33 protein-coding genes are annotated in these 25,428 nt (G+C 59.4%); 24 read left to right on the plus strand and 9 right to left on the minus strand.

What is annotated here, in order from left to right:
- Nucleotides 1-74 precede the first annotated feature (74 nt).
- The 19 genes from BK670_RS19600 to recX all read left to right on the plus strand — a co-directional run bounded on the left by BK670_RS19600 (nucleotide 75) and on the right by recX (nucleotide 13,691).
- On the plus strand, nucleotides 75-584 hold the full coding sequence (locus tag BK670_RS19600; protein WP_123452132.1) for a phage baseplate assembly protein V: 510 nt from the start codon (nucleotides 75-77) through the stop codon (nucleotides 582-584).
- Nucleotides 584-982, plus strand: coding sequence for a phage GP46 family protein (locus BK670_RS19605; RefSeq protein WP_123452134.1), 399 nt, complete (start codon nucleotides 584-586; stop codon nucleotides 980-982). Before BK670_RS19600 ends, BK670_RS19605 begins: the two co-directional genes overlap by 1 nt.
- Nucleotides 972-2,018 carry a baseplate J/gp47 family protein gene (locus BK670_RS19610; RefSeq protein WP_123452136.1) on the plus strand — a complete coding sequence of 349 codons (1,047 nt, stop codon included), beginning with the start codon at nucleotides 972-974 and terminating at the stop codon, nucleotides 2,016-2,018. Before BK670_RS19605 ends, BK670_RS19610 begins: the two co-directional genes overlap by 11 nt.
- A complete protein-coding gene (locus BK670_RS19615) occupies nucleotides 2,006-2,605 on the plus strand; it encodes a YmfQ family protein (protein ID WP_095112473.1) in 600 nt (199 codons plus the stop codon). The genes BK670_RS19610 and BK670_RS19615 overlap by 13 nt, the downstream gene beginning before the upstream one ends.
- A 13-nt stretch (nucleotides 2,606-2,618) precedes the next feature.
- The gene (locus tag BK670_RS19620) at nucleotides 2,619-3,770 is read left to right on the plus strand and encodes a phage tail protein (RefSeq protein ID WP_123452138.1); all 1,152 of its coding nucleotides are present in this window, start codon (nucleotides 2,619-2,621) and stop codon (nucleotides 3,768-3,770) included.
- Nucleotides 3,767-4,282, plus strand: a complete 516-nt coding sequence (locus BK670_RS19625; RefSeq protein ID WP_123452140.1) for a phage tail protein — start codon at nucleotides 3,767-3,769, stop codon at nucleotides 4,280-4,282. Before BK670_RS19620 ends, BK670_RS19625 begins: the two co-directional genes overlap by 4 nt.
- 138 nt (nucleotides 4,283-4,420) lie before the next feature.
- Entirely contained in the window at nucleotides 4,421-5,500 is a 1,080-nt protein-coding gene (locus BK670_RS19630) for a phage tail protein (RefSeq protein WP_123452142.1), read from the plus strand.
- 7 nt (nucleotides 5,501-5,507) lie between these two features.
- A complete protein-coding gene (locus BK670_RS19635) occupies nucleotides 5,508-6,074 on the plus strand; it encodes a tail fiber assembly protein (protein WP_123452144.1) in 567 nt (188 codons plus the stop codon).
- 21 nt (nucleotides 6,075-6,095) lie between these two features.
- Nucleotides 6,096-7,070 (plus strand): hypothetical protein, encoded by a 975-nt coding sequence (locus BK670_RS29750; RefSeq protein WP_221178377.1) that lies wholly within the window; start codon nucleotides 6,096-6,098, stop codon nucleotides 7,068-7,070.
- Nucleotides 7,070-7,537 carry a phage tail assembly chaperone gene (locus BK670_RS19655; RefSeq protein ID WP_123452148.1) on the plus strand — a complete coding sequence of 156 codons (468 nt, stop codon included), beginning with the start codon at nucleotides 7,070-7,072 and terminating at the stop codon, nucleotides 7,535-7,537. The genes BK670_RS29750 and BK670_RS19655 overlap by 1 nt, the downstream gene beginning before the upstream one ends.
- 38 nt (nucleotides 7,538-7,575) lie before the next feature.
- Complete coding sequence (locus tag BK670_RS19660; protein WP_123452150.1) at nucleotides 7,576-8,496, plus strand: gp53-like domain-containing protein; 921 nt, start codon at nucleotides 7,576-7,578, stop codon at nucleotides 8,494-8,496.
- Nucleotides 8,497-8,498: 2 nt separating this feature from the next.
- Nucleotides 8,499-8,927, plus strand: a complete 429-nt coding sequence (locus BK670_RS19665) for a phage tail assembly chaperone (RefSeq protein ID WP_123452152.1) — start codon at nucleotides 8,499-8,501, stop codon at nucleotides 8,925-8,927.
- A gap of 43 nt (nucleotides 8,928-8,970) precedes the next feature.
- Nucleotides 8,971-10,173 carry a carbohydrate-binding protein CenC gene (locus BK670_RS19670; protein WP_123452154.1) on the plus strand — a complete coding sequence of 401 codons (1,203 nt, stop codon included), beginning with the start codon at nucleotides 8,971-8,973 and terminating at the stop codon, nucleotides 10,171-10,173.
- Between the two features lie 10 nt (nucleotides 10,174-10,183).
- A complete protein-coding gene (locus BK670_RS19675; protein WP_123452156.1) occupies nucleotides 10,184-10,402 on the plus strand; it encodes a hypothetical protein in 219 nt (72 codons plus the stop codon).
- 36 nt (nucleotides 10,403-10,438) lie between these two features.
- On the plus strand, nucleotides 10,439-11,005 hold the full coding sequence (locus BK670_RS19680) for a glycoside hydrolase family 19 protein (protein ID WP_123452158.1): 567 nt from the start codon (nucleotides 10,439-10,441) through the stop codon (nucleotides 11,003-11,005).
- Complete coding sequence (locus tag BK670_RS19685) at nucleotides 10,984-11,502, plus strand: lysis system i-spanin subunit Rz (RefSeq protein WP_123452160.1); 519 nt, start codon at nucleotides 10,984-10,986, stop codon at nucleotides 11,500-11,502. The genes BK670_RS19680 and BK670_RS19685 overlap by 22 nt, the downstream gene beginning before the upstream one ends.
- Before the next feature lie 67 nt (nucleotides 11,503-11,569).
- Entirely contained in the window at nucleotides 11,570-12,070 is a 501-nt protein-coding gene (locus BK670_RS19690; protein WP_123452162.1) for a CinA family protein, read from the plus strand.
- An 83-nt stretch (nucleotides 12,071-12,153) separates the two neighbouring features.
- Complete coding sequence (gene recA, locus BK670_RS19695; RefSeq protein ID WP_090282065.1) at nucleotides 12,154-13,212, plus strand: recombinase RecA; 1,059 nt, start codon at nucleotides 12,154-12,156, stop codon at nucleotides 13,210-13,212.
- An 8-nt stretch (nucleotides 13,213-13,220) separates the two neighbouring features.
- Nucleotides 13,221-13,691 carry a recombination regulator RecX gene (recX, locus tag BK670_RS19700; protein ID WP_007908744.1) on the plus strand — a complete coding sequence of 157 codons (471 nt, stop codon included), beginning with the start codon at nucleotides 13,221-13,223 and terminating at the stop codon, nucleotides 13,689-13,691.
- Nucleotides 13,692-13,746: 55 nt separating this feature from the next.
- On the opposite strand, the gene BK670_RS19705 is transcribed toward recX, so the two are convergent.
- On the minus strand, nucleotides 13,747-14,865 hold the full coding sequence (locus tag BK670_RS19705; RefSeq protein WP_123452164.1) for an LOG family protein: 1,119 nt from the start codon (nucleotides 14,863-14,865) through the stop codon (nucleotides 13,747-13,749).
- Between the two features lie 338 nt (nucleotides 14,866-15,203).
- Between BK670_RS19705 and BK670_RS19710 the strand changes: the two genes are divergently transcribed.
- Nucleotides 15,204-15,398, plus strand: coding sequence for a hypothetical protein (locus tag BK670_RS19710; protein WP_077571372.1), 195 nt, complete (start codon nucleotides 15,204-15,206; stop codon nucleotides 15,396-15,398).
- Here BK670_RS19710 and BK670_RS19715 read toward each other — a convergent pair whose 3' ends face one another.
- Entirely contained in the window at nucleotides 15,399-15,824 is a 426-nt protein-coding gene (locus BK670_RS19715) for a PA3611 family quorum-sensing-regulated virulence factor (protein ID WP_007908738.1), read from the minus strand.
- 189 nt (nucleotides 15,825-16,013) lie between these two features.
- Between BK670_RS19715 and BK670_RS19720 the strand changes: the two genes are divergently transcribed.
- The 3 genes from BK670_RS19720 to BK670_RS19730 all read left to right on the plus strand — a co-directional run bounded on the left by BK670_RS19720 (nucleotide 16,014) and on the right by BK670_RS19730 (nucleotide 18,072).
- The gene (locus tag BK670_RS19720) at nucleotides 16,014-16,760 is read left to right on the plus strand and encodes a tRNA-uridine aminocarboxypropyltransferase (RefSeq protein ID WP_123452166.1); all 747 of its coding nucleotides are present in this window, start codon (nucleotides 16,014-16,016) and stop codon (nucleotides 16,758-16,760) included.
- A gap of 223 nt (nucleotides 16,761-16,983) precedes the next feature.
- Entirely contained in the window at nucleotides 16,984-17,634 is a 651-nt protein-coding gene (gene erdR / locus BK670_RS19725) for a response regulator transcription factor ErdR (RefSeq protein WP_095050444.1), read from the plus strand.
- Nucleotides 17,635-17,709: 75 nt separating this feature from the next.
- A complete protein-coding gene (locus BK670_RS19730) occupies nucleotides 17,710-18,072 on the plus strand; it encodes a diacylglycerol kinase (RefSeq protein WP_042607041.1) in 363 nt (120 codons plus the stop codon).
- On the opposite strand, the gene BK670_RS19735 is transcribed toward BK670_RS19730, so the two are convergent.
- On the minus strand, nucleotides 18,069-18,995 hold the full coding sequence (locus tag BK670_RS19735) for a LysR family transcriptional regulator (protein WP_038358063.1): 927 nt from the start codon (nucleotides 18,993-18,995) through the stop codon (nucleotides 18,069-18,071). The genes BK670_RS19730 and BK670_RS19735 overlap by 4 nt on opposite strands.
- Nucleotides 18,996-19,128: 133 nt before the next feature.
- On the opposite strand from BK670_RS19735, the gene fpr reads away from it, so the two are divergent.
- Nucleotides 19,129-19,908 carry a ferredoxin-NADP reductase gene (fpr, locus tag BK670_RS19740; protein ID WP_007908723.1) on the plus strand — a complete coding sequence of 260 codons (780 nt, stop codon included), beginning with the start codon at nucleotides 19,129-19,131 and terminating at the stop codon, nucleotides 19,906-19,908.
- A gap of 184 nt (nucleotides 19,909-20,092) precedes the next feature.
- Here the strand turns inward: fpr and tsaA are convergent, their stop codons facing one another.
- From tsaA to rimO, 6 genes are all read right to left on the minus strand, one after another.
- A complete protein-coding gene (gene tsaA / locus BK670_RS19750; protein ID WP_185036798.1) occupies nucleotides 20,093-20,791 on the minus strand; it encodes a tRNA (N6-threonylcarbamoyladenosine(37)-N6)-methyltransferase TrmO in 699 nt (232 codons plus the stop codon).
- 168 nt (nucleotides 20,792-20,959) lie between these two features.
- Nucleotides 20,960-21,730, minus strand: a complete 771-nt coding sequence (locus BK670_RS19755; protein WP_123452171.1) for an SDR family oxidoreductase — start codon at nucleotides 21,728-21,730, stop codon at nucleotides 20,960-20,962.
- Nucleotides 21,731-21,859: 129 nt separating this feature from the next.
- Entirely contained in the window at nucleotides 21,860-22,330 is a 471-nt protein-coding gene (locus tag BK670_RS19760; RefSeq protein ID WP_038358067.1) for a YehS family protein, read from the minus strand.
- Nucleotides 22,331-22,399: 69 nt separating this feature from the next.
- A complete protein-coding gene (locus BK670_RS19765) occupies nucleotides 22,400-23,110 on the minus strand; it encodes an rRNA pseudouridine synthase (RefSeq protein ID WP_123452173.1) in 711 nt (236 codons plus the stop codon).
- Nucleotides 23,111-23,301: 191 nt separating this feature from the next.
- Entirely contained in the window at nucleotides 23,302-23,775 is a 474-nt protein-coding gene (locus tag BK670_RS19770; protein WP_123452175.1) for a GNAT family N-acetyltransferase, read from the minus strand.
- 220 nt (nucleotides 23,776-23,995) lie between these two features.
- Nucleotides 23,996-25,333, minus strand: coding sequence for a 30S ribosomal protein S12 methylthiotransferase RimO (gene rimO / locus BK670_RS19775; protein ID WP_123452177.1), 1,338 nt, complete (start codon nucleotides 25,331-25,333; stop codon nucleotides 23,996-23,998).
- Nucleotides 25,334-25,428 lie beyond the last annotated feature (95 nt).

A 25,428-nucleotide genomic window follows, 5' to 3' on the forward strand; every position in this document is an offset into this window, starting at 1 on the left:
CTGACCCACCGCCTTCGCGAGCAGGCTCGCTCCCACACTGACCCCATTCGGGCCACTTTTTTGAAGGACAATTCATGAGCCTACTGACACGCCTGCTGGCGCGCGGCACTGTCGTGCTCGCCAATTCGGCATCCAAGCTGCAATCGCTGCAAATGCGCCTCACCGCCGGCGAAGTGAACGACGACCTCGAACACTTCGAACCCTATGGTTTCACCAGCCACCCGCTGGCCGGCGCCGAAGGTGTCGTCACCTTTCTCGGCGGCGACCGCTCCCACGCCATCGCGCTCGTCATCGCCGACCGCCGTTATCGCCTGCAATCACTGGCGTCGGGCGAGGTGGCGATCTACACCGACGAGGGCGACAAGATTCATTTCAAGCGCGGGCGGATCATCGACATCGAGACCGCCACGCTGAACATCCGCGCCAGCAGCGCGGTGAACTTCGATACGCCGGTGATCAACCAGACCGGCAAGATCGTTTCCACTGGTGATCAACTCGCCGCTGGCATCAGCCAGATCAACCACGTGCATGTCGGCGTACAGGCCGGTAGTGGCCAGACCGGTGCGCCGGCAGGAGGCAAGTGATGCTGATCAGCCCGAACCTCCATGCCGCGCTGACCCGCGCCGTACTCATCAGCCTGTTCACCTGGCGCCGCGCCGCCGATGACGACGCCCTCGACGACGAAGAACGTTTCGGCTGGTGGGGCGACAGCTTTCCCACCGTTGCCGACGACCGCATCGGCTCGCGGCTGTGGCTGTTGCGCCGGGTCAAGCTAACTCGACAAACGCAGATGGACGCCGAGTTCTATGCCCGCGAAGCCTTGCAATGGCTGATCGACGACGGCCACTGCAGCGCCATTGACATCATCAGCGAACGCCTCGACGCCCAGCGCCTGAACCTGCGCACGGTCCTGACCCTGGCCGACGGCGAACGTCTGGACATCAACCCCGATAACAGTTGGCAGGTGATCTATGCCGTTTGAAACCCCTTCGCTGCCGGTGCTGATCAAGCGCACCCAAAGCGACCTGGCCGGCGATTCGCTGCGCCAGTCCGATGCGCAAGTGCTGGCCCGTACCCTCGGTGGCGCGGCTTATGGTCTGTACGGTTATCTCGACTGGATTGCCGAGCAGATCCTGCCCGACAAGGCTGATGAGTCGACCCTGGAGCGCATCGCCGCACTGCGTTTGAACCAACCGCGCAAACCCGCGCAAGTCGCCACCGGCAGCGTCAGTTTTACCGCCACTGCCGGTGCCGTGCTGGATGTCGATACGCTGCTGCAAGCGAGCGATGGCCGCACCTACAAAGTCACCACCGCACGCACCACCGTTAATGGCAGCAACATCACAACCATCGCGGCGCTGGATGCCGGCAGCCTCGGTAATGCCGACGCCGGTCTGGCACTGAACCCGGTGCAGCCGATTACCGGCGTCGTCGGCAACAGTTTTATCGTGCTGGCACCGGGGCTCAGCGGCGGTGTGGCACGGGAAAGTCTGGAGTCGCTGCGCTCGCGGGTGATTCGTTCCTACCGCGTCATTCCCCATGGCGGCTCGGCCAGTGACTACGAGACGTGGGCGCTGGAAGTGCCGGGCGTGACCCGCGCCTGGTGTCGTGGTGGCTTGCTCGGCCCGGGCACGGTGACAGTGTTCATCATGCGTGATGAAGACCCGCAACCGGTGCCCAACGATGAGCAATTGGCGGAGGTTCAGGACTACATCGAACCGCTGCGTCCGGTGACCGCGGAAGTGCACGTGCAGCGACCGATTCAGGTGCCGGTGGTGTATCGCTTCAAGAGCGTCAATCCGGACACCACCGCCGTGCGCGCCGCCGTTGAAGCGCAGTTGCGCGACCTGCACAACCGCGAGGCCGATCTGGGTGTGCCGTTGCTGATCAGCCATATCCGCGAAGCCATCAGCAGCGCCGGTGGTGAGTACGATCACACGCTCACTGCGCCGGCCGCTGACGTGCCTGCCGGGCAAAGCGAACTGCTCACCTTCGGAGGCTGCGTATGGGGGGCATAAGAACCGCCGCGCAATATCAGGCGCAACTGCGCGCCTTGCTGCCCAGTGGCCCGGCGTGGGATCCGGAGCGCGTGCCGGAACTGGAAGAAGTGCTGCAAGGCGTCGCCGTCGAACTGGCCCGCCTTGACGCCCGCGCCGCCGACCTGCTCAACGAGATGGACCCGGCCGGCGTCAGCGAACTGGTGCCGGATTGGGAGCGGGTGATGAACCTGCCCGACCCCTGCCTCGGCGCCACGCCACTGTTCGACGACCGCCGCCTCGCCGTGCGCCGCCGCTTGCTCGCGGTCGGCAGCCAGGCCGTCGGTTACTACCTCGACATCGCCAAAAGCCAGGGCTACCCCAACGCCACCATCACCGAACTCGAAGCCCCACGCATGGGCCGCTCGCGTTTCGGCTCGGCGCATTGGGGCACTTGGGAAGCGCAGTTCATGTGGACGCTCAACACCGGCGGACGCCTGCTGCTTGGCCGGCGTTACGGCGCGAGTTACTGGGGCGAGCGTTTCGGCGTCAACCCGGGTTCGGCGCTGGAATGCCTGATCCACCGCAGTGCGCCGGCACATACCAAGGTGCACATCAATTATGACTAGGGAGGAATGAGCCATGGACTATCCGAACAGTGTGCCCAGCGCCGGCTTGGTGAATGGGAAGTTTGTCGATGAAAACCCGATGACCGGGACGCCGGGATCTTTGATTCCGGCAGATTGGGGGAATGGGGTTACGCAGGAAATTCTCAATGTGATCAAGGCCGGGGATCTGACCCCGGACGAGAAGAAATACGATCAGTTGTTGCAAGCGATTCAGAGCGTTTCGGCCAAGGGCTGGAATTTGGATTCGGCGTTGCCGATTGGCGCCTTGCCAACCGCTACCGTTGCTACGGCAGACGGGCGATTGCCAATCACGCCGACCGCGTTTGCTACCAGTGGCGGGCGGTTATCGATTCTGCCTGGTGTACTGATCAGCCTGGGCCAGGAAGTACTGGCAGGTCAGTTGGGTCGTCCGCGCACGTTTACGACACAAGCCTGGAGCAGTGCCGATCTTTTGCCCAACTCTGGTTACTTTCTGCGTGCGCAAGTGGTTGCCGGCGTGCTGACCTTCTACACGCAGCGCGGCACGATCTATGACGCCACGCCCGAAGGCTTGAAGGGCACGATCAATGGTGCGGCGGGAGGCGGTTTCCAATCGACGACGCTGGATCTTTGTCTGGCATGGGTGGTGACAGCCGGTCCCGGGACGGTGCCGATTGTCCGGCCGATTTATAACCGCAGCCGTTTGTCGTGGACGCAGACAGTTAACGGCAATGGTGTGGTTTACCTTCCACTCGATCCACATGCGCGGGCAGCGCGGCTGGTGGTGGGCAATCCGACGCCGCATCCGACGGCTATCAGTTCTGTCGGGTTTGCACCCGCAGGGTGGCTCGGCGGCAATTACTGTTTCTTGAACCCGACGATTGGAACCTCCAATAATTGGGACGGTTGGGCAACTGCAAATGCACCTGTATTGATTTTCTCCAGCAACGTCGTGAGTGACACGACCGTCTCGACCCTCACTGCCAGCTTTGACCATGCTGAATTGCGCTCGCTTTGGCAGAGCTACCAGACAGAACACACGTGGGGCGCCAGCAACGCCGCAAGCGATGAACTGCTGTTCAGCATGGGGCTCAAGAGTCACGGTTTGTCTGACTATGCATCGGGTATCGCTGTCAATTTCACCGCAGCGGTCAACATCAGTTTTTCCTGGGAGTTGATCCGATGATCATCATTCAAGAACTGCATCAGTTCGAGGACGGTCTACGTCCGGCACAACCTTCTGTTGCTCATGATTGGGATGGCGAAAAGTGGCAGATGAATCCCGCCAGAGCCGCCGAGCTAGAACAGCAGGAAGCCGAGCAGCTGTGCAGCAAAGTCGATGCCGCCGCTGACAATGCTCGTACCGCACTGGCCGGCGACCCGCTTAAAGCCATGGAATACGCCCAGGCAGCGGCCGACGCGCAGGCCTATCAGGACGCCGGTTACCCGAAAAAGGAAGTGCCGCTGTCGGTCGCTGCCTGGGTGGTCAAAGGTCGCACCGCCAAACTGGCCGCCGAGCAGATTCTGAGCAAGGCCGATCAACTGACCGACCATCTGTTGGCGCTGCGTACGCTGCGCTTGAAGGCCAAAGCGCAGATTCGCGCGCAGGCTGCCAAAGGCAACATGGATCTGGCGCGCAGCGCTGGTGACGAAGCTTTGGTCGCCATTCGCGAACTGGTCAACGGTCCATCCAGCTAAATCAAAAACCTCAGTTCTGCGTCACCCAAGCCCACTTCGATGTGGGCTTTTTATTTTCTGAAAACAGACCGTGAACAGGCACGCAGAAAGCGCTGTGCCGATGCCGGTCATTTGTCATTTCAAAGGAACGAACATCCTATGGATTATCCAAAAAGCGTCCCCAGCGTCGGCTTGGTTGATGGCCGCTTCGTCGATGAAAACCCGGTGGCGGGAACGCCGGGATCGTTGATTCCAGCGGTGTGGGGCAACAGTGTGACTCAGGAGATTCTGAGTGTGATTACAGGGGGTGGGTTGGTGGCCTCAGAGGCGGATACTAGCCAATTATTCAAGGCGATTCAGTTGATCGTCGGCAACGCCAGCCCAATGCGTTCTGTGATTACTCGGGTTGGAGGGTCCAGGTCATTGACCACCGATGAGTTGGGCTTGGTTCTGATCGATGCCGGGGCCAGCACACTGACCGTCAGTCTGCCTCCAGCCAATACCAGTTTGGGGGTGCGTGACGTCATTGTGCGGCGCGTCGATAACAGCGGTAACCGCTTGATCGTGAGAAGTGCAAGCGGCGATGCGATCAAGTTTCACACCCACCTGAATGCTTCGGGTTATCCGTTTCTCGTATTGATGGGAGCCGGTGACTGGTGGCATTTGCGCAGTGATACAGCGGGCAATTGGTGGCCGGTCGGTCGTCTGGACGGTTCGTCACTCGGGTACGTAGCCTTCGAGACCACTCTGGCTGTGCTGCCCGGGGGCTATGCGGCATTGAATGGTTCCGTACTGAATCGCTCGGAATGGCCGTGGCTCTGGGAACACGCGCAGCAGTCGGGCATGTTGCGTTCCGAGGCGGATCGTGGCGGTGCGTGGACTTCTGGAGACGGCGCCACGACTTTTCGCCTGCCAGAAGCCCGTGGTGAATTCTTGCGTGTCCTGGCCGAAGGCGGTTTGGTCGATACCGGTCGTGCGGCGGGATCTTGGCAAAAAGGTTCGTTGGTTCAGGGGGACAACGGCGTCGCCGACAATATTTTGTTTGCGACAAACATCATTTCCCAGAAGGCCCAGTTGGGTTTCGATATGGGCAACTACGCCGATTACGCCGGCGCCACCGTCAAATACATCACACCTGCTGCGCCGATTACGCCAATTGCCGATTCAGAACTGCTGAACCACGGCGGTATCACGCGTCCTCGAAATATTGCTTATCCGGGTCGAATCAAACTTATCTGAGGTGCCCATGTTTAATTATCTGATTGATCATCTGGGCTGTTTGACCGGCCCTGTCGAGTTTGATGTCACCCCCGGTCTTGGTGTTCAACTGCCGAGTAATGCCGTTCAACTTTCATTCGAGCTGCCGTCGCCCGAAAGCGGGCGAGTGTGGACACTGGTTAACAATGTTCCTCGAGAGCTGACAGACCGGCGCGGTGTGGTTTACCGCAAACACGATGGAGTCAGGCAAATATGGACCGAACTGGGTGAGTTGTCTGACACCCATACAACAGAGCCATGGCCAGGGGAGTTCCATATCTGGCGCGACAACTCCTGGGTACTCGATGAGCAGGCTCGCCTGGCGAGCGTAAGGCAGCAATGCCTCGATCAGCGCGACGCGTTGCTTCGCGATGCCGTGCTGAGAATCGCCCCCCTGCAATACGCCGAAGACATCGGCGATGCCAGCCATGACGAACAACTGCTGCTGATCGAGTGGAAGCTCTACAGCGTAGAGCTGAACCGCATTGAAAAGCAAAGCGGTTTTCCCGAGAACATCTCTTGGCCGGTGGCGCCTGGCGCCGCTGTCGCTGACTGATCCCGCACAAGGAGTCGTGTAATGGATTATCCGAAAAGTATCCCCGGTGTGGGACTGGTCAATGGTGGCTTCATCGATGAAAACCCCGTCGCCGGAACACCGGGTTCACTGATCCCCGCCGCGTGGGGCAACAGCGTCACGCAAGAAATTCTCAATGCGATCAAGGCTGCCGGATTGACCCCGGATGAAGCCAGAACCGATCAACTGGCCACGGCCATTGGCGCTCTCGTTGATTTCACCAAACTGAAAAATACCCCAACCACGTTGGCTGGTTATGGCATCACCGATGCGGTGGGGCGGCTGCTGGCGGTCCGGCAGATCGAGACGGTCGGGATCACGGTTTACAAACCCAACCCAAGAGCCAGGCGCATTCGTGTGCGTCTGGTTGGAGCCGGCGGCTCGGGGGGCGGCTGTGCACCGGTGACAGCGGGTTATCACAGCATCGGCGGTGGCGGTGGTGGTGGTGGTGGTGGTGGTGGTGGTGGTGGTGGTGGTGGTGGTGGTGGTGGTGGCGCCTATGGCGAGAGTTTGTATGACGTGAGCGCGGAAATGATGTCCGGCGTGCCGGTTTCACTGGGAGCGGGTGGCGCTTCACGTAACGCGATGGGGCAGGCCGGTGGTGGTGCTTCTTTTGGCAGCTATATGAGCGCGGCGGGAGGCATGGGCGGGCAAATCCTGACCTTCCCCGTGACAGCCACGGCAGTCGGCTTCGTCCAGGGTGGCGCCGGAGGGCAAGCCGTCACGGGTGGCAACCTGGCTAACGCACGTGGAATTGGCGGTGGTTATGCCATGTACAACGCCAACTGGGGCGTACTGGCAGGAGGTGGTGGGGCGAGTCCATTTGATGGCGGCGGCCCGTTGATGGGCCTCAGTGGTCCCGGTACCTCAGGGAGTCGAGGCTCGGGTGGCAGTGGTTCTTGTTCAACCAGTGCGTCCGCCTCTGTCCTTAGCGGTGTCGGCGGTAACGCCTTCTGTGAAATCTGGGAGTACGAGTAATGGCCGTTTATGCACGGATCGAGAACGGCGTAGTCGTCGAACGGATCGACACCGGTGACTACGCAATCAGCCAACTGTTCGCCCCGTCTTTTGTCGAGTCGATGGTGCGAGTGCCGGATGGTCAGGCGGTCGAAATCGGCGCGCCGATCAGTCAGTTGCCGACAGCTATCGACCCACTGCCCGCGCAGGAAAGTCCGGTGATCCTCCAGGCGTCGGTTGTTGCAGATCAAGCGCCTTCGACAGCCGAACGTAGCTGGCGTCAGGCATCCCTTTCAGCGACCGAATGGCTGGTCACTCGCCATCGCGATGAGCAGGAACTGGGGCGCGGAACCTTGCTCAAGGCTGCGCAATATCTGGAGCTGCTTGAGTACCGACAAGCGCTGCGCGACTGGCCTGATTCTGCGCTTTTCCCCGCAGCGGATTCCCGGCCGTCAGCACCGCTTTGGCTGGTCAGCGTGATTGGCTGAATTCGCCCCGAACTGTATTTCAATCAAGGAGATGAACATTGGACTACCCAAAAAGTGTGCCCAGTGTCGGCCTGGTCAATGGCCAGTTTGTCGATGAGGACCCGATTGCCGGAAAACCCGGCTCGCTGATCCCGGCGGCGTGGGGTAACAGCGTCACGCAAGAAATTCTCAACGTCCTTCAGGCGGCCGGCATGACGCCGAACGAGTCGTCGAACAATCAGTTGTTGGCAGCGTTGCGCAGTCCGGCGCTGTTCATGACTGCGCCGCAGTTTGATGGCGGACGCTCGGCAGCAACGTCCGAGTTTGTGCAGCGGGCGCTGGGCAGCTATGCCAGTGCTCGTGGTATATCCACCGCCGCCCAATTGACTCAGGCCGATGTCGGCTGCTCAATCGGTCTGGGCGGTAACGCGGCATATACCGTGACGCTTCCGGATGCCGCTGCGGTGCCAAGCGGCGCGACGATTAGCCTGCATTGCCGTAACAGTGCGCCCGTCACGGTGGCCAGTAAAACCGGCACGCAGATCAGTCCGCAAGGGGCTTATCTGGCGTCGATCGTGATGAACAATGGGGAGAGTGCGAACTTCGTCAGGGAGTCTGGAGTGTGGGTGGTCTATGGCACCGCTGCGCTGAAGTATTCAGCTAATTACGCCGCACAGTTCGCCACATCGGGATATCAAAAGTTTCCCAGCGGTTTGATCATTCAGTGGGTAACGGGGGGCTCCGATGCGAATGGCAACATGACGGTGTCCTTGCCGATCAGGTTTCCCAATGCTGTCCTCGGCGGTGTTGCCAATGAAGGCTATCCGGCAGGTTGGGGGAGCTCCAACGTCACCGTTTGGGCATTTGACGGCGCGAACTCCACTACAACGACAGTGGTTGCGCGGGTCCGAAATGTGCTGGCTGCAAGTGTGAAGGCTGAGCCGGGTATCTCGGGCCGTATTCTGGTTTGGGGGTACTGACCATGACGATTTACTTTTATGCACAAAGTCTCGGCTTTGATCGCGTCGACAGCGCGCTTCCTGAACTGCCTGCAGGGGCGGTGGAAATCACCCAGGCGCAATACACCGAACTGTTTGCCGGGCAGGCTAGTGGCAAAGTCATCAGCGCCAGTGCCAGTGGTCAGCCCGTTTTGACCGACCCCGTCGTTTCTCCTGAAACGCTTGCCAGCCACGAGCGCGCATGGCGCAACCGCGTTCTGCAAAACACCCAGTGGCTGGTGTTTCGTGATGCCGAAGAACTGGAGGTGGGTGAGGGCACGACCCTGCGTACCGAGGAGTTCAAAGAACTCCTGGCCTATCGGCAGGCGCTGCGCGACTGGCCCAATCATCCAGACTTCCCGGAGGCGCGTTCGCGCCCGGTCGAGCCTGACTGGCTTGAAGATTTGCTGTAGGCCAATGGCTGAGCGGTTCGCTCTCAATCAAGGATAGATATACATGGATTACCCAAAAAGCGTTCCTGGCTCAGGCTTGGTCGACGGCAAGTTTGTCGATGAAGATGCCATCGCTGGAACACCGGGATCGTTGATTCCGGCGAGCTGGGGCAACAGTGTTACTCAGGAAATACTCAGCGCAATTACCGCAGCGGGGTTGAGCCCGGATGAGCAGCAGACCGACCAATTGGCGCAAGCGATCCGGCAGTTGTCCAGACCCGACCCGATGCAACAATTTCCTGTGCAGGTGTATCGCAGGAATCTGCTCATTAATGGCGATTTCCGAATCTGGCAGCGTGGGGCGAGCAATCAGGCCCCCAATATCGGTGGTTACGTGGCAGACCGTTTTCGTTGCGACTGGAACGGCAACGCCGGAGTAAGTATCACGCGTCAGACGTTTCCACTCGGGCAAGGGGAGGTTCCTGGCGAACCTGCCTGTTTCATGCGCTGGCAACAAACTGCGGCAGGCGCAGGGGCAACGACTCACAGAATTTCACAAAGTATCGAATCGGTCAGAACACTCGCCGGTAGGACTGCAACATTGACGTTCTGGGCGCGATCCGATGCCGCGCGGCCATTGCAAGTCGCCATCGCCCAACAATTCGGTGTGGGAGGATCGGCCGCTGTTGTGAGGGTTGTTGACGTCTTTCAGCTGAGTACAACGTGGAGCCGACACACAGCAACGTTTCAGGTGCCTGCCATTTCCGGAAAAATGCAAGGGGCCAGCGATTGCCTGACATTGTCTTTCGACCTGCCTTTGAATGTTTTGCAGACGGTCGATCTGACCCTTGTGCAGCTGGAGGAGGGACCTGTTTCCACGCCTTTCGAAGTTCGACCACTCGCCGAAGAACTGATGTTGTGTCAGCGCTATTACGAAAAGTCTTTTGCGAGCGGAATACCGGTCAGGGCAAACAACGGAACCAACACCTGTATTTCGACATTTACCCAAGTACCGTCAGGCAACATGGGGCAATACGGTATGACCATCGGTTTTCTGGTGCAGAAAAGAGTTCAGCCCACCGTGACCGCGTATTGCCCGGCTGACAGCAGCAATCAAGTCTGGAATCAAACGATCAGCAAGGCATGCACTGGCACTACGTTGCAAGGTGTAACGGATCGCAGTATTTCATTTGCAACTGTCACGCCTGTAGGAAGTGCCCCTGGGCAAACCTTGCAACTGGAATGGACAGCGGACGCGGAAATCTAGGAGAGAATTCATGACCTATCAATTGACCGCTTGCGGTGTACTGCGCACGGAGGATTCAGCGTTCATCCCACCTGATCCAACCAATCGTGACTGGCTTGAATATCAGGAGTGGCTTTTATCGGGCGGTCAGGTGCAGTCCCCCGAGGGAACACTTGGAGAAGCCGTAGAGCAGAGCACCCTGAAAAGTCTGGCAAATAAATGGCTGGCAGGCCTTGGCCGTCAACCATGATTCAATCGGGGCAATATCCAGGGAGGATCAAGCATTATGCAAATAACTGAAAACAACCTTATCGACATCATGCCCAACGCCCGCTCCCAAGCGGGCGTTTTTGTTTCTGCACTCAACAGTGCCATGGCTCGCCGCCATATTGACTCGCCCAAACGTGTCGCGGCGTTCCTCGCGCAAATCGGACACGAGTCGGGTCAATTGCGTTACGTGCGCGAACTGGGCAACAACCAGTACCTGAGCAAGTACGACACCGGGACGCTGGCGCTGCGTCTGGGCAACACGCCCGAGGCCGATGGCGATGGACAGAAATATCGCGGTCGCGGGCTGATTCAGATCACTGGCCGCAGTAACTATCGTCAGTGCAGCCTCGGATTGTTCGGCGATGAACGTTTGTTGTCCCTGCCCGAACTCCTCGAACAACCACAATGGGCCGCCGAGTCCGCAGCATGGTTCTGGGAGCAGAAAGGTTTGAACGCACTGGCCGACCGCGACGAGTTCAACACCATTACCCGGCGCATCAACGGCGGGTTGAACGGTTTGCAGGATCGCCTGGAAATCTGGGCGCGGGCGAGGGCGGTGCTATGCCAATCCCCTGGCGAGTGATCGGCATCCTGTTGCTGGCCGCTGGTGCGTTTGCAGCGGCCTGGCAGTTTCAGGAGTGGCGCTACGGTCGGCAACTGGCCGAGCAGGCCCGGTTAAACGCCGAAACCCTCAATCAACTGACGCAGACCGCCGCGACCGCGCAACAGGCCGAGCAGGATAAACGCCTGGCGCTGGAGCAGCGGCTCGCGACCAGTGAACAAACCCATTATCGAGCGCTGAGCGATGCCCAACGTGATCAGGATCGCCTGCGCGATCGCCTTGCCACTGCTGATCTGCGCCTGTCAGTCCTCATCGACGCAGGCGACGCTGCCCCAGGCTGCAACGTGCCAGCCACCACCGGCGCCAGCGGCGTGGATCATGCAACCGTACGCGCCCGACTTGACCCGGCGCATGCTCAACGAATTATCGCCATCACCGACAGCGGCGACCGTGGACTGATCGCCTTGCAGGCGTGTCAGGCCTATGTCAGAGCGCTGGCGCCCGAACATTTTGAATGAGTCTGTGTATTGAAAGCGCAACCTGCTCGTGTACGGTGGAGGCATTCCACACGATCCGGAGCACGCCGTGAAAGAGATCACTCAACTGGCCGCCGACCTTGGCCGACGTCTGCAACTGCTCAATGCCCACGTCACCACCGCTGAATCCTGTACCGGTGGCGGGATTGCCGAAGCGATCACGCGGATCCCGGGCAGTTCGGCGTGGTTCGAGGCCGGTTACGTCACGTACTCCAACCGGCAGAAAACCCAGCAACTGAATGTGTCGGCCGAGTTGTTCGAGTCGGTGGGCGCTGTCAGTCGCGAGGTCGTTGAGGCGATGGTGCGTGGCGCTCAGGAGAAGAGTCTGGCGCGATTTGCCGTGGCGGTCAGTGGTGTGGCCGGGCCGGACGGCGGCTCGCCCAACAAACCGGTCGGTACGGTGTGGCTGGCCTGGGGCGTTGGCGAGACGGTCACCACTGAGGTTCAGCACTTCCCCGGCAACCGCGACGAAGTCCGCCGACAAACGGTGAAGGCCGCGCTAGAGGGGCTCCTGCGACTAGCGGCACGAGAAATCGAAAATCAGGGGTAGGCGATCCGCGAACGCTGTGGAATAATACTGGCTACTTATACAGGTGTTGGCCGTCAGGCCTTATTGATTACGTGAGGACTTTAATGGACGACAACAAGAAGAAAGCCTTGGCTGCGGCCCTGGGTCAGATCGAACGTCAATTCGGCAAGGGTGCCGTAATGCGTATGGGCGATCAGGACCGTCAGGCGATCCCGGCTATCTCCACTGGCTCTCTGGGCCTGGACATCGCACTCGGCATTGGCGGTCTGCCAAAAGGCCGTATCGTTGAAATCTACGGTCCTGAATCTTCCGGTAAAACCACGCTGACCTTGTCCGTGATCGCCCAGGCGCAAAAAGCCGGTGCGACCTGCGCATTCGTCGACGCCGAACACGCCCTCGATCCTGAGTACGCCGGCAAACTTGGCGTCAACGTCGACGACTTGCTGGTGTCCCAGCCGGACACCGGCGAACAGGCCCTGGAAATCACCGACATGCTGGTGCGCTCCAACGCCGTTGACGTGATCATTGTCGACTCCGTGGCAGCCCTGGTACCGAAGGCTGAAATCGAAGGCGAAATGGGTGACATGCACGTGGGCCTGCAAGCCCGTCTGATGTCCCAGGCGCTGCGTAAAATCACCGGTAACATCAAGAACGCCAACTGCCTGGTGATCTTCATCAACCAGATCCGTATGAAGATCGGCGTGATGTTCGGTAGCCCGGAAACCACTACCGGTGGTAACGCGCTGAAGTTCTACGCCTCGGTCCGTCTCGACATCCGCCGTACCGGCGCGGTGAAGGAAGGCGACGAAGTGGTCGGCAGCGAAACCCGCGTCAAGGTTGTGAAGAACAAGGTCGCTTCGCCGTTCCGTCAGGCCGAGTTCCAGATTCTTTATGGCAAGGGTATCTACCTCAACGGGGAGATGATCGACCTGGGCGTGCTGCACGGTTTCGTCGAGAAGTCCGGCGCCTGGTATGCCTACGAAGGCACCAAGATCGGTCAGGGCAAGGCCAACTCGGCCAAGTTCCTGGCGGATAACCCGGAAATCGCCGCGAAGCTCGAGAAGCAACTGCGTGACAAACTGCTGTCGCCAGCAGTGATCGCCGACTCCAAGGCCTCTGCAGTCAAAGAGACTGAAGACGACCTGGCTGACGCTGATATCTGATTACAGCGATGACCACCGCCGTACTCGATACCCTCGTCGCGGTGCGGCGAACCGCCATGGACCTGCTCGCACGTCGCGAGCACGGTCGAGTCGAGTTGACGCGTAAATTGCGACAACGCGGCGCAGAGGCGGAGATGATCGAAACAGCCCTCGACCGTTTGACGGAAGAGGGGCTGCTTTCAGAAGCCCGTTACCTTGAAAGCTTTGTTTCCTACCGCGCCCGTTCCGGCTATGGCCCTCTGCGGATTCGCGAAGAGCTGAGCCAACGCGGTTTGCAACGCGCCGATATCGAACTCGCCCTGCGCGAAAGTGGTATCAGTTGGCAGGAGCAATTGCAGGAGACGTGGCAACGCAAGTTCTCCGGGCATTTACCGATTGACGCAAAAGAACGGGCCAAGCAGGGCCGTTTCCTGGCCTATCGGGGGTTCTCGATGGAGATGATCAACCGCTTGTTCAGCGGTCGAGGGATGGACGATTAAATCGCTACAATAAAAACGGCCCGCTATGAAAATAGCGGGCCGTTTTTTTTTGCCTTCAGATTGCCTTTGACGGCTCGCGGCTGCGTTGTGCTGTTGGGGGTCTTAAGTCGGCCCAGTTTTCCGGCAGGTTGATGTAATCAATCAACTCCCTCAGACGCCCGTGAGTGCGGGCATTGAAGGCGAAGGCCAGTCGCGTCAGATGGCTGAACTGCGCATCATCCTGTTCCTCACCGCTGTAGGCATGTTGATGAAACTGGTCGCTCAGGCACAGATCGGCAAAGGCCTCCTGCATATGTTCCAGCGCTTGATCGCTAAGTTTGTGATTCATGCGGATCACGAATTGGCGCTTGAGCCAGCGGCTGGAGTGGAAGTTACTGTAGAACTGGTTGATCTGTTCCACCGCTTCCTCAACGGTGTAAACCAGTCGCATCAGTTTCAGATCGGTCGGCAAGATGTAATGGTTTTCCTCCAGTTGCTGGCGGATGAAGTCCATCGCGCCTTGCCAGAATGTGCCGCCCGGCGCATCCAGAAGCACCACCGGCACCAATGGACTTTTACCGGTCTGGATCAGCGTTAGCACTTCCAGCGCTTCATCCAGCGTGCCGAACCCGCCGGGGCATAAAACCAGAGCGTCAGCCTCTTTGACGAAAAACAACTTGCGGGTGAAGAAGAAGTGGAACGGCAGCAGATTGCCGGTGCCATCGACCGTGGGGTTGGCATGTTGTTCGAAGGGCAGGGTGATATTGAACCCGAGGCTGTGATCGCGCCCGGCGCCTTCGTGCGCGGCGGCCATGATGCCGCCCCCGGCGCCGGTGATGACCATCATTCCCGAACGCGTCAAAGCCGCACCGAGCTCGCGGGCCATGGCATACAACGGATGTTCGACCGGCGTGCGCGCCGAGCCGAACACGGTGACTTTGCGTCGGCCCTTGAACTGCTCCAGTACCCGAAACGCCTGTTCCAATTCGCGCAGGGCTTGCAAGGTGATCTTGGCGTTCCAGCGATTGTGATCTTCCTGGGCCATGCGTAGCACGGTCAGAATCATGTCGCGGTAGATAGGGATATTCGGACTGTTGGGGGAAACACGGTTGAGTTGTTCTTCGACCTTGCTGATGAGGTCGGGGCCGCTTTCCTGAAAATGACGGCTGAGCAAGTCATTCGGTTGGTAAGGCATTCAACGTCTCCTTCTGCACAGAGCGGATGGCCCTGACGAGCGGCGTCAGTGCCGCGCTGCAAAAAACACACGATCGGCAGTTCCTTGCCTGCCGTTGAAAAATGATCGGGAATACTCTGAATCTAGACCCTTGCACGCATTTGCGCTGACTTGATCATTGCGCCGTAAAGTTTTGGCTGGCAACCGTTTATTGATTTTCCGCCCGTTGTTTCACCGCTCGTCCGAACGTACACCGAACCGCAAACCCTCTGATTAACTAAAGTACAGGCGCCTTGCGACAGCTTTGCGTATAGGCGCATGCGATTCAAGGATTTGCGGGTGGCAAGGAGGCGGGACACATGGCCAGAGTGATTCTGGAGATCGATACGCAGCTGTATCGAATGTTGAAAGCGGCAGCCGAGACCAATCAACTCAGTCTTGAAGAGGAGTGTTGCCGGCGCTTGGCGGGCGGCGAGCGCCGTTCGCACTATCTGCAGGCCTTGCTGGCCGAACTGCGCGCCGAGGATGAACAGCGGCGCGCCAATTCGAGATGATTACTTCTTCTTCGCCGGGGCCGCTTTCGGGCAATCCGATTCCTGGTAGCTGGCGGAGCCGATCGCCTTGTTGGTTTTTACTTCCGTGAAGTCGTAACGCATGATCGCGCCCTTGGCCATCAGCTTACGGTACGACGGGTTGTTGCACACCGAGGCGCCCAACTGGAAATACACGGCTTTAGGGTCAGCACGCATCTTGTCGGCGTGGCTTTTTTGCACGCTCAGGTGGTTGATCAACTGAGTGCCTTCAACGGTGTAGCCCTGATCAAGAATGTCTTCATTGATTGCGCGTGGCGTGCCGACGCTGCTTTGGGCGGCGACGTTGCGCAGCTCGCGGTTCAGATTCTGCTCACTCAGGGATGCAGCCTGAGCGGTGAAGGACGACGCCAGCAGAATGGCAGCGGTGGGAACGATAAGGCGCAGCATGAAACTCTCCTGATTCGGTGACTGGTGGTTCGACCAGCCCCGTGACTGTGCGTTCAGTGGCGGCGAATTATAGGGGAGCCGGTCGGGAGGGTACAGGCTTGTGCCCGTCGCTCTGATAAACTGCCGGCCTTTATTGCCCTGCCGAGTGTTGTTCGTGTCGAGTTTCCCTGTCTGCCGGCGCTGCCCGCGATGAATCATGCCCCCAACGCCGTAGCTCGCCTGCGCGATCAGCGTGAAGACGAAGGCATCAAGCCGATTCAGGCCCGTGGCTTTCGCTCCGAGCGTTGCCGCGATTGCCGGGTGATCATCAGCCATTGCCTGTGCGCCTGGCGTCCGACTGTCGAAACCCGTTCGGGCGTGTGCCTGATCATGACCGGCAAAGAAGTGTTCAAACCGAGCAACACCGGTTGGCTGATTGCCGACGTCGTGCGCGACAACCACGCGTTTATCTGGTCGCGCACCGAGCCCGATCCGCAGATGCTGGCGCTGCTCAATGATCCGCAATGGCAACCGTATCTGGTGTTTCCCGGCGAATACGTGGAGCCGTCGCGAGTGACCAATACTGTCGCGATCGATAGCAACAAGCGCCCGCTGTTCATTTTGCTCGATGCCACCTGGACTGAGGCACGGAAGATTTTCCGCAAGAGCCCGTATTTCGACCGTTTGCCGATTCTCAGTCTGCTGCCCGACAAACTTTCGCGCTACCGCTTGCGCCGTTCAACCCGCAGCGAGCACTTATGCACCGCCGAAGTCGCGGCTTTGTGCCTGGAGCTGGCCGGTGACAGCGACGCCGCCTCGGCGCTGGACGCCTATTTCGACGTGTTCAGCCAGCACTACCTCGGTGCCAAACAACAGTTGGACATGAATGAATCGACGCCGGCCCACGCCGAGTTGTTGCCCTATATACGAAAGCCGCAGCCGGAGTTGGCCCAATAGTGGCCCATACTGTACAAGCCAGCGGCCGTGCTGCTTGACCACCCCGTCTTCGCTGGGCATGCTTGGCGCCGATTAGGGTGCGGCCAAGGTTTGAAACGCCGTGTTTGCTGATGATTGGCGTTGAACGTGCCCCTGTAGATACCGCTTTCAAGCGGCATCTTGAGTTGCTTTGGCCAGCCCGGAATGCACCGGGTCTGCCATCAAAAACAGGATCATTTGAAAAATGGCCACATACGACATCCTGATTGCCGATGATCACCCCCTGTTTCGTAGCGCCCTGCATCAAGCGGTGACGCTGGGCCTTGGCCCGGATGTTCGGCTCGTGGAAGTGGCGAGCATCGCCGAGCTGGAAACACGCCTGACCGAAAAAGCTGACTGGGATCTGGTCCTGCTGGACCTGAACATGCCCGGCGCTTTCGGGTTTTCCGGGTTGGTCATGCTACGCGGACAGTACCCGCAGATTCCGGTGGTGATGGTCTCGGCGCAGGAAGAGGCCTCGGTGATGGTCAAATCCCGTGAGTTCGGCGCCAGTGGTTTTATTCCCAAGTCCAGCGACCTCAGCGTGATTCAGGAAGCCGTACGCAAAGTGCTCGATGGCGATGTGTTCTGGCCGCCACAAGCGTTCGAGGCGGTCAGTGTTTCCGACGAAGCCAAAGCCGCCAGCGATGGTCTCGCCAGCCTGACGCCGCAGCAGTTCCGCGTGCTGACCATGGTCTGCGAAGGCCTGTTGAACAAGCAGATTGCCTATGAACTGAGCGTGTCGGAAGCGACCATCAAGGCCCACGTCACGGCGATCTTTCGCAAGCTGAATGTGCGCACCCGCACGCAAGCGGCTTTACTGCTGCAACAACTTGAGTCAATTCCGAGCCAATAAAGGCTGGCGTCTTCACGCTTTTTTGACTTTTGTTGATCTAGCTTTCCCCACTTCTTTTTGGTTGGTTTCTACTTTATGTCACCTTTCAAGGGCCAGACCGGCCTGAAACGTATCCTCAATGCCTCCGGTTATTCGCTGGACGGCCTGCGCGCAGCTTTCACCGGTGAAGCGGCCTTCCGCCAATTGGTACTGCTCAATGTCGTGCTGATTCCGTTGACGTTCTTTCTCAATGTCAGCCGTGTCGAGCAGGCCGTGCTGATTGCCGTGTGCCTGCTGGCGCTGATCGTCGAGTTGCTGAACTCGGCGGTGGAAGCGGCCATCGACCGCATTTCGCTGGAACTGCACCCGCTGTCGAAGAACGCCAAAGACATGGGCAGCGCCGCGCAATTCGTCGCACTGAGCATGATCGCGCTGGTGTGGGCAGTGATTCTGCTTTAAGCGATTGTCGGCAAAACGATCTCGTCGCTGCGCTGCACCCCGGCGGTGAAAGCGCGGCACAGATCGAGAAACTCGCGCATGGCTGAAGTCTGATATTTCTGTTTATGCCAGATGAAGTAGAACTGCCGCGCCAGGTCCAGGTCCGGCGTCTCCACCGGCACCAGACTGCCACGGCGGAACGCATCACGCAGTGCGAGCCGCGAGATACAGCCAATCCCCAGCCCCGATTCCACTGCGCGTTTGATCGCTTCGGTGTGTTCCAGCTCCAGACGGATATTCAGCGCGCTGCGATGATGCCGCATGGCCTGATCGAACGTCAGGCGCGTACCGGAACCCTGTTCACGCAAAATCCACGCTTCGTGAGTCAACTCTTCCATGGTCGCGCTGCCGCGTTGGGCCAATGGATGCTGCGGCGCGCAGAACACCACCAGCTCATCCTCGACCCAGCTTTGCACTTCGATGTCCGGGTGGCTGCAATCGCCTTCGATTAGACCCAGATCAATTTCGTAGTGGGCGACTTGTTGCACGATATTGGCAGTGTTCTGCACGTGCAGCTTCACCTGGCTTTCCGGATGGCGCTGCATGAAGCTGCCGATCAGCAGGGTCGCCAGGTAATTGCCGATGGTCAGTGTCGCGCCCACCGACAGCGAGCCGAAACCGGATTTGCCGTTGAGCAGGTCTTCGATTTCCTTGGCCTGATCGAGTAGCGCCACCGCTTGTGGCAACAGCTGTTTGCCGAGGGCGTTGAGGCTCAGCCGTTTGCCGGCGCGGTCGAACAGCTGGCAGCTGGATTGGCGCTCGAGTTCGGTGATCGACGTGCTGGCGGCCGACTGCGAGAGGTTGAGCAGACCCGCAGCACGGGATACGCTTTCCTGCTGAGCGACGGCGACGAAGACTTGCAGTTGACGGAGAGTAAATCGCATATCGATATAACCGATAACCCTTATCTTAATAATCCAGTTAACAGATATTGTCGTCGCTATTAGAATGCGATGCAATTGCGCACCGTCGCCTTCAAAAGCCAGCGCAGACCCAATATCCAGGAGTCAAACGTACATGAGCAACATGAACCACGAGCGTGTCCTCAGTGTTCATCACTGGAACGACACTCTGTTCAGCTTCAAGTGCACCCGCGATCCGGGCCTGCGCTTCGAGAACGGTCAGTTCGTGATGATCGGCCTGCAACAGCCCAACGGCCGGCCGCTTATGCGCGCTTACTCGATCGCCAGCCCGAACTGGGAAGAGCATCTGGAGTTCTTCAGCATCAAGGTGCAGGACGGCCCGCTGACCTCGCAACTGCAGCACTTGAAAGAAGGCGACGAGATCATCATCTCGAAGAAGCCTACCGGCACTCTGGTTCTCGACGACCTGAACCCGGGCAAGCACCTGTACCTGCTGAGCACCGGCACCGGTCTGGCGCCGTTCATGAGCGTGATTCAGGACCCGGAAACCTACGAGCGCTTTGAGAAAGTGATCCTGGTTCACGGTGTGCGTTACGTCAACGAAGTCGCCTACCGCGAATTCATCACCGAGCACCTGCCGCAGAACGAGTTCTTCGGCGAGGCGCTGCGTGACAAGCTGATCTACTACCCGACCGTGACTCGCGAGCCTTTCGAGAATCAGGGCCGTCTGACCGACCTGATGCGCAGCGGCAAGCTGTTCAGCGATATCGGTCTGCCACCGATCAACCCGCAGGACGACCGCGCGATGATCTGCGGCAGCCCGAGCATGCTCGACGAGACCAGCGAAGTGCTCGACAGCTTCGGCCTGAAGATCTCGGCGCGGATGCGCGAGCCGGGTGATTACCTGATCGAGCGTGCGTTCGTCGAGAAGTAAGCCCCCCCTAAAAAGCCCCCATTGCCTATGCAGGCAATGGGGGCTTTTTTATGCCTGAAATATTTCCTTCATGCCTGCCACGATCCATGTAGGAGCTGCCGAAGGCTGCGATCTTTTGATCTTGATCTTAAAAAGCAAGATCAAAAGATCGCAGCCTTCGGCAGCTCCTACATTGGGCGCGGCCTCAGGCCGTGGCAGGAATGACTTCGAGTACGCGGATCTGCTCAGGCGTCGGGTAATGCCAGCGCACATCCAGATCCCAGAATTGCGCGCCGTATTCGCGTTCTGGCGCCGGGGTTTGGTAGGCCGGACGCGGATCCTGGGCCAGGCACTGCTCGATCAGCTCGACCAACGGCTCGCCAAGGCGCTGAGCGTGCGTGTGCGCCTGTTTCAGTGCAGCGTCCGTCCACTGCACGTCAATCAGTTGCGGCGCGGCACTGGCGATGCTGTTGGAGGCGCCGGGGATAATATCGGCGTACGGTACGTAGGGTTTGATGTCGAGAACCGGCGTGCCGTCGAGCAGGTCAATGCCGGAGATGAACAGCCGATTGGCTTCGACTTTGTCCAGCTTCACCACCGATTGACCGATGCCGTTTGGCCGGTGTGTGGCGCGGGTGGCGAACACGCCCATGGACTTGTTGCCGCCCAAACGGGGCGGGCGCACTTTCAGGCGCGGTTTGTCCTCAAGCGCCTGATGGAACAGAAACAGCAGCCACACATGGCTGACCTGTTCCAGGCCCTGCACGGCGTCACCCTGATCGAACGGCGTCACCAGTTCCAGCACGCCACGGGCGGCGGGGGCCAATTGCGGTTGGCGGGGGATGGCGAATTTCTCCTTGAAGCAGGAGCGCACGAAGCCGATGGGGGAGACGCTGTAAGTCATGGTTTGCATTCGAAGCGGGGCGGGGTGCGCATGATAACCCGGCGGGCTTCAAGTCTGGTGCTGCTAGGGCTGGCCTATTCGCGAGCAGGCTCGCTCCCACAGGGGTTGTGTGCATGACACAGATCCAATGTGGGAGCGAGCCTGCTCGCGAAGGCCGCACCGCCGATGTCAGAGGCTAAACCCACCATCCAGCGGAATAATATTTCCGGTCATATAAGCCCCTGCCGTACTCGCCAGACTGATCGCCAACGCCGCCATCTCTTCCTCCCGCCCCCAACGCTTCATCGGGATCAACGCGGTGTCCTCAGCCAACGCCTGCTGATCATTGCCAATATGCTGAGTCATCTTGCTCGGAAAGCGCCCCGGCGCAATCACATTGACGTTGATGTGCTGGCTCACCAGTTCGCGGGCGAGAATCCGCGACAATTGGTGTAGGGCGGCCTTACTTGGCCCGTAGGCATACGCCTGCTCACCAAACGAAGAAATCCCCGCCACCGAACCAATGTTGATAATCCGCGCCGGGTTCGCCGCCGAACCAGCCTTGCGCAACAGCGGCAGAAATTGCTGGATGCAGCTGAACACCGAGGTCACGTTGAGCTGCATGACTTTTTCCCAGCCCTTGACCGGGTAACTTTCCAGCGGCGCGCCCCACGTGGTGCCGGCGTTGTTCACTAGAATATCCAGATGGGTGATCTGCTCGCCCAGGCGTGCGGCCAGTTCCTGCACGCCTTCTTCGGTCGCAAGGTTCGCCGCCACGCCGTGGCACTTGCCCAAGGCGCTGAGCTCTGCCGCGGTTTGATGGCAGGCTTCGGCGTCGCGCGAGCAGACGTAAACGCGCGCGCCAGCCTCGACAAAGGCTTTGGCGATCATTTTGCCGATACCACGGGTGCCGCCGGTCACCAGAGCGGTGCGGCCTTGCAGGGAAAAATACGGGTGCATGGCGAGTCCTGAGTGCTAGGGATCAATACACCCTAGTCGTCAGCCGCAAAAAGCGGAGCCACTATTTTCGCAGGGAATGAACGGTCATGCGCTGCGGTGGCGACCATCAGTCGCCACCGCAGAAGGGGATCAGGCCGGGCGAACGCGCAGGGTCAGACCCTTGAGGAAGTTGCGCAGCAACTGGTCGCCGCATGGGCGGTAGTTGGTGTGGCCAACCTTGCGGAACAGCGCGCTCAGCTCAGGCTTGGACACCGGGAATTCGGCGGCCTTGAGGATCGCGTGCATGTCGTCTTCTTTCAGCTCGAAGGCCACGCGCAGCTTTTTCAGGATGATGTTGTTGGTCACCGGCACTTCGATCGGCTGCGGCGGACGGCTTTCGTCCTTGCCACGCTTGAAGATCACCAGACCGTCGAGGAAGTGCGCGATGACTTCGTCCGGGCAGCGCACGAAACCTTCTTCGTCTTCTTCTTTCTTGTCGAGCCAGGTCACTACGTCAGCGAGCGCCACTTCCATGCCGCCGAGTTTGATGATCTCGACCACCTTCTTGTCGCTGATGTCGAGCATGTAGCGCACGCTGCGCAGTACGTCGTTATGAACCATGTGGGTAATCCTGATGCGTTGTGGGCAGCACGCGGGCGCGCTGCCGGAATGTGTGGCGGCAGTGAAGTCTTAGAACTTCTCTTTGCCGGACAGGTAGCGCCATTGGCCGACCGGGACCTTGCCGATCGAGACGCCGCCGATGCGGATGCGGCGGATTCCGACGACCTTCAGGCCGACCGCTTCGCAGAACTGGGCGATGATCCCCGGCTGCGGGTTTTTCATGGCGAAGCGCAGACGGTTTTCGTTCTGCCAGCTGGCCTTGACCGGCGGCAGTTCCTTGCCCTTGTGGGTCAGGCCGTGCTGCAAGCGGTTGAGGCCGTGAGCGACCATGTCACCTTCGACCTCGACCACGTATTCCTGCTCGATCTTCGCGGCGTCAGCGGTGAGCTTGCGCAAGATCTTCCAGTCCTGGGTGAACACCAGCAGGCCGCTGGCCTTGGCTTGCAGGTCGGCGCTGGCGGTCAGGCGCAGGAAGTGCCCGCGCAAAGGGCGCTTGCTGAAGCGGTGCTCTTCGCTGAGGGTTTCGGCGCTGAGCGACTGCATGGCGGTCTCGACGTCCATACCGGCCGGCGCGTTGAGCAGGATGGTCACCGGCTCCGGCGCAGTGGCTTTGGCGTCCTTGTCGAGCTCGACCTTCTGATCGCCGACCTTGAATTGCGGCTCATCAATGACTTCGCCGTCCACGGTGACCCAGCCGCCCTCGATGAACAGCTCGGCCTCCCGGCGGGAGCAACCGACCAGTTCGATGAGGCGTTTGGAGAGGCGAATCGGGTCAGTCATGACAGGGCCGTAACAAAAAAGGGGTGGGCATTGTACCTGTGTGGCGCCGGTTAAGCCCGGTTCCATTTACACGGTGTTCGTATTCCTTGTGGGAGCCAGCCTGCTGGCGATTGCATCACCGCGGTGTATCTGACTGACCGCGGTGCCTGCATCGCTAGCAGGCTAGCTGCCACAGTTGTTTTTGGGTTGTGTCAGCCGTTACTGGTGCGTTGTTGGTTTTGGCGCAAACGCATGTGCAGCAACGGGTACGGCTGGCCCATGCCATCCACCTCCGAGCGGCCGATCACTTCAAAACCCTGCTTGAAGTAAAAGCCCAAGGCCTGCGGGTTCTGTTCATTGACGTCGAGTTCATCGGCATTCAAATGTTGCAGGGCGTAATTGAGCAGTTTTTTGCCCAATCCCTGGCCGCGATGGGTGGGGTCGATGAACAGCATCTCGATCTTGCCCGCTGCAACTCCGGCAAACCCGGTGATGCGCTGATTGGCGTCTTTGGTGCAGACCAGCATCACCGCATCCAGATAACGGGTGAGCACCAGGTTGCGCAACAGTTCGATGTAGCTGTCCGGCAGAAAATCATGGGTCGCACGAACCGAGGCCTCCCAGACCCGGGTCAGTTCCTGATAATCGCTAAGTTTCGGTGTGTGGATGACCGAATGGTGACGCATGCCCGTCTGCCTCTTGTCCGTTTCAAGGGAGTCCGTCCCCCGCTAAACGATAGCCGTAAAAAAGCCCCGCATCTTGTAAAAAGAGTGGGGCTTTTCAATACAACACTATTCCCTTTGTGGGAGCGAGCCTGCTCGCGAAGGCGTTGGTTCAGTCAACATTTTCAGCAAGTGACCCACTGCATTCGCGAGCAGGCTCGCTCCCACAGGTATGGGGTGATGCTTAGATCTGCTCAGCCCACAGATCATATTCGTCAGCGTCAGTCACTTTGCACCAGACCTTGTCGCCCGGCTTCAGATTGCTGCCATTGTCGATAAACACGTTGCCGTCGATTTCCGGGGCGTCGAAGAAGCAGCGGCCAACCGCGCCTTGCTCGTCGACTTCGTCCACCAGCACTTCGATTTCACGGCCGATGCGCATTTGCAGGCGGGCCGAGCTGATCGCCTGCTGGTGCGCCATGAAACGATCCCAACGGTCCTGCTTGACGTCGTCTGGCACCACTTCCAGATCCAGATCATTGGCCGGAGCGCCATCAACTGGCGAGTACTGGAAGCAGCCAACGCGGTCGAGCTGGGCTTCGGTCAGCCAGTTCAGCAGGTACTGGAAATCTTCTTCGGTTTCGCCCGGGAAGCCGACGATGAAGGTCGAACGGATGATCAGGTCCGGGCAGATTTCGCGCCAGTTCTTGATCCGCGCCAGGGTCTTGTCTTCGAACGCCGGGCGTTTCATCGACTTCAACACTTTCGGGCTGGCGTGCTGGAACGGGATGTCCAGGTACGGCAGGATCTTGCCGGCGGCCATCAGCGGGATCAGCTCGTCAACGTGCGGGTACGGGTAAACGTAGTGCAGACGGACCCAGACGCCGAGGGTGCTCAGCGCTTCGCAGAGTTCGGTCATGCGGGTTTTCACCGGCGCGCCGTTCCAGAAACCGGTGCGATATTTGACGTCAACGCCGTAGGCGCTGGTGTCTTGCGAGATCACCAACAGCTCTTTAACGCCGGATTTGACCAGACGCTGAGCTTCGTCGAGGACGTCGCCGACCGGACGGCTGACCAGTTTGCCGCGCATCGACGGGATGATGCAGAAGCTGCAGCTGTGGTTGCAGCCTTCGGAAATCTTCAGGTAGGCGTAGTGGCGCGGAGTCAGCTTGATGCCTTGCGGCGGCACCAGGTCGATCAGCGGGTTGTGATCCTGACGCGGCGGCACCACTTCGTGCACGGCGTTGACCACTTGCTCGTACTGCTGCGGACCGGTCACGGCCAGCACGCTCGGGTGCACGTTGCGGATATTGCCTTCTTCCACGCCCATGCAACCGGTGACGATGACCTTGCCGTTTTCCTTGATCGCTTCGCCGATCACTTCCAAAGATTCAGCCTTGGCCGAATCGATGAAACCGCAGGTGTTGACCACCACGACGTCGGCGTCCTGATAGGTGGACACCACGTCATAGCCTTCCATGCGCAGCTGGGTCAGGATGCGCTCGGAGTCGACCAGTGCTTTCGGGCAACCCAGAGATACAAAGCCAACCTTTGGATTGGCCGGCGCAGGAGTGGTGGACATGTCTAACCTCGGTATTTTGTGACATCGCTTTCTTGGTGCGAAAGCCGACGGACGGGCGCTTAGGGCGCGCCTCTGATCAAAAAGTGCGCAATTCT

Source organism: Pseudomonas fluorescens (genome assembly GCF_003732425.1).
Lineage (GTDB): Bacteria > Pseudomonadota > Gammaproteobacteria > Pseudomonadales > Pseudomonadaceae > Aquipseudomonas > Aquipseudomonas fluorescens_BE.

Bases quoted from the DNA above. Each gene is read 5' to 3' on its own strand.
- BK670_RS19600 (WP_123452132.1), top strand. From the start codon at position 75: ATGAGCCTACTGACACGCCTGCTGGCGCGCGGCACTGTCGTGCTCGCC.
- BK670_RS19605 (WP_123452134.1), top strand. From the start codon at position 584: ATGCTGATCAGCCCGAACCTCCATGCCGCGCTGACCCGCGCCGTACTC.
- BK670_RS19610 (WP_123452136.1), top strand. From the start codon at position 972: ATGCCGTTTGAAACCCCTTCGCTGCCGGTGCTGATCAAGCGCACCCAA.
- BK670_RS19615 (WP_095112473.1), top strand. From the start codon at position 2,006: ATGGGGGGCATAAGAACCGCCGCGCAATATCAGGCGCAACTGCGCGCC.
- BK670_RS19620 (WP_123452138.1), top strand. From the start codon at position 2,619: ATGGACTATCCGAACAGTGTGCCCAGCGCCGGCTTGGTGAATGGGAAG.
- BK670_RS19625 (WP_123452140.1), top strand. From the start codon at position 3,767: ATGATCATCATTCAAGAACTGCATCAGTTCGAGGACGGTCTACGTCCG.
- BK670_RS19630 (WP_123452142.1), top strand. From the start codon at position 4,421: ATGGATTATCCAAAAAGCGTCCCCAGCGTCGGCTTGGTTGATGGCCGC.
- BK670_RS19635 (WP_123452144.1), top strand. From the start codon at position 5,508: ATGTTTAATTATCTGATTGATCATCTGGGCTGTTTGACCGGCCCTGTC.
- BK670_RS29750 (WP_221178377.1), top strand. From the start codon at position 6,096: ATGGATTATCCGAAAAGTATCCCCGGTGTGGGACTGGTCAATGGTGGC.
- BK670_RS19655 (WP_123452148.1), top strand. From the start codon at position 7,070: ATGGCCGTTTATGCACGGATCGAGAACGGCGTAGTCGTCGAACGGATC.
- BK670_RS19665 (WP_123452152.1), top strand. From the start codon at position 8,499: ATGACGATTTACTTTTATGCACAAAGTCTCGGCTTTGATCGCGTCGAC.
- BK670_RS19670 (WP_123452154.1), top strand. From the start codon at position 8,971: ATGGATTACCCAAAAAGCGTTCCTGGCTCAGGCTTGGTCGACGGCAAG.
- BK670_RS19675 (WP_123452156.1), top strand. From the start codon at position 10,184: ATGACCTATCAATTGACCGCTTGCGGTGTACTGCGCACGGAGGATTCA.
- BK670_RS19680 (WP_123452158.1), top strand. From the start codon at position 10,439: ATGCAAATAACTGAAAACAACCTTATCGACATCATGCCCAACGCCCGC.
- BK670_RS19685 (WP_123452160.1), top strand. From the start codon at position 10,984: ATGCCAATCCCCTGGCGAGTGATCGGCATCCTGTTGCTGGCCGCTGGT.
- recA (WP_090282065.1), top strand. From the start codon at position 12,154: ATGGACGACAACAAGAAGAAAGCCTTGGCTGCGGCCCTGGGTCAGATC.
- recX (WP_007908744.1), top strand. From the start codon at position 13,221: ATGACCACCGCCGTACTCGATACCCTCGTCGCGGTGCGGCGAACCGCC.
- BK670_RS19705 (WP_123452164.1), bottom strand. From the start codon at position 14,865: ATGCCTTACCAACCGAATGACTTGCTCAGCCGTCATTTTCAGGAAAGC.
- BK670_RS19710 (WP_077571372.1), top strand. From the start codon at position 15,204: ATGGCCAGAGTGATTCTGGAGATCGATACGCAGCTGTATCGAATGTTG.
- BK670_RS19715 (WP_007908738.1), bottom strand. From the start codon at position 15,824: ATGCTGCGCCTTATCGTTCCCACCGCTGCCATTCTGCTGGCGTCGTCC.
- BK670_RS19720 (WP_123452166.1), top strand. From the start codon at position 16,014: ATGAATCATGCCCCCAACGCCGTAGCTCGCCTGCGCGATCAGCGTGAA.
- erdR (WP_095050444.1), top strand. From the start codon at position 16,984: ATGGCCACATACGACATCCTGATTGCCGATGATCACCCCCTGTTTCGT.
- BK670_RS19730 (WP_042607041.1), top strand. From the start codon at position 17,710: ATGTCACCTTTCAAGGGCCAGACCGGCCTGAAACGTATCCTCAATGCC.
- BK670_RS19735 (WP_038358063.1), bottom strand. From the start codon at position 18,995: ATGCGATTTACTCTCCGTCAACTGCAAGTCTTCGTCGCCGTCGCTCAG.
- fpr (WP_007908723.1), top strand. From the start codon at position 19,129: ATGAGCAACATGAACCACGAGCGTGTCCTCAGTGTTCATCACTGGAAC.
- tsaA (WP_185036798.1), bottom strand. From the start codon at position 20,791: ATGACTTACAGCGTCTCCCCCATCGGCTTCGTGCGCTCCTGCTTCAAG.
- BK670_RS19755 (WP_123452171.1), bottom strand. From the start codon at position 21,730: ATGCACCCGTATTTTTCCCTGCAAGGCCGCACCGCTCTGGTGACCGGC.
- BK670_RS19760 (WP_038358067.1), bottom strand. From the start codon at position 22,330: ATGGTTCATAACGACGTACTGCGCAGCGTGCGCTACATGCTCGACATC.
- BK670_RS19765 (WP_123452173.1), bottom strand. From the start codon at position 23,110: ATGACTGACCCGATTCGCCTCTCCAAACGCCTCATCGAACTGGTCGGT.
- BK670_RS19770 (WP_123452175.1), bottom strand. From the start codon at position 23,775: ATGCGTCACCATTCGGTCATCCACACACCGAAACTTAGCGATTATCAG.
- rimO (WP_123452177.1), bottom strand. From the start codon at position 25,333: ATGTCCACCACTCCTGCGCCGGCCAATCCAAAGGTTGGCTTTGTATCT.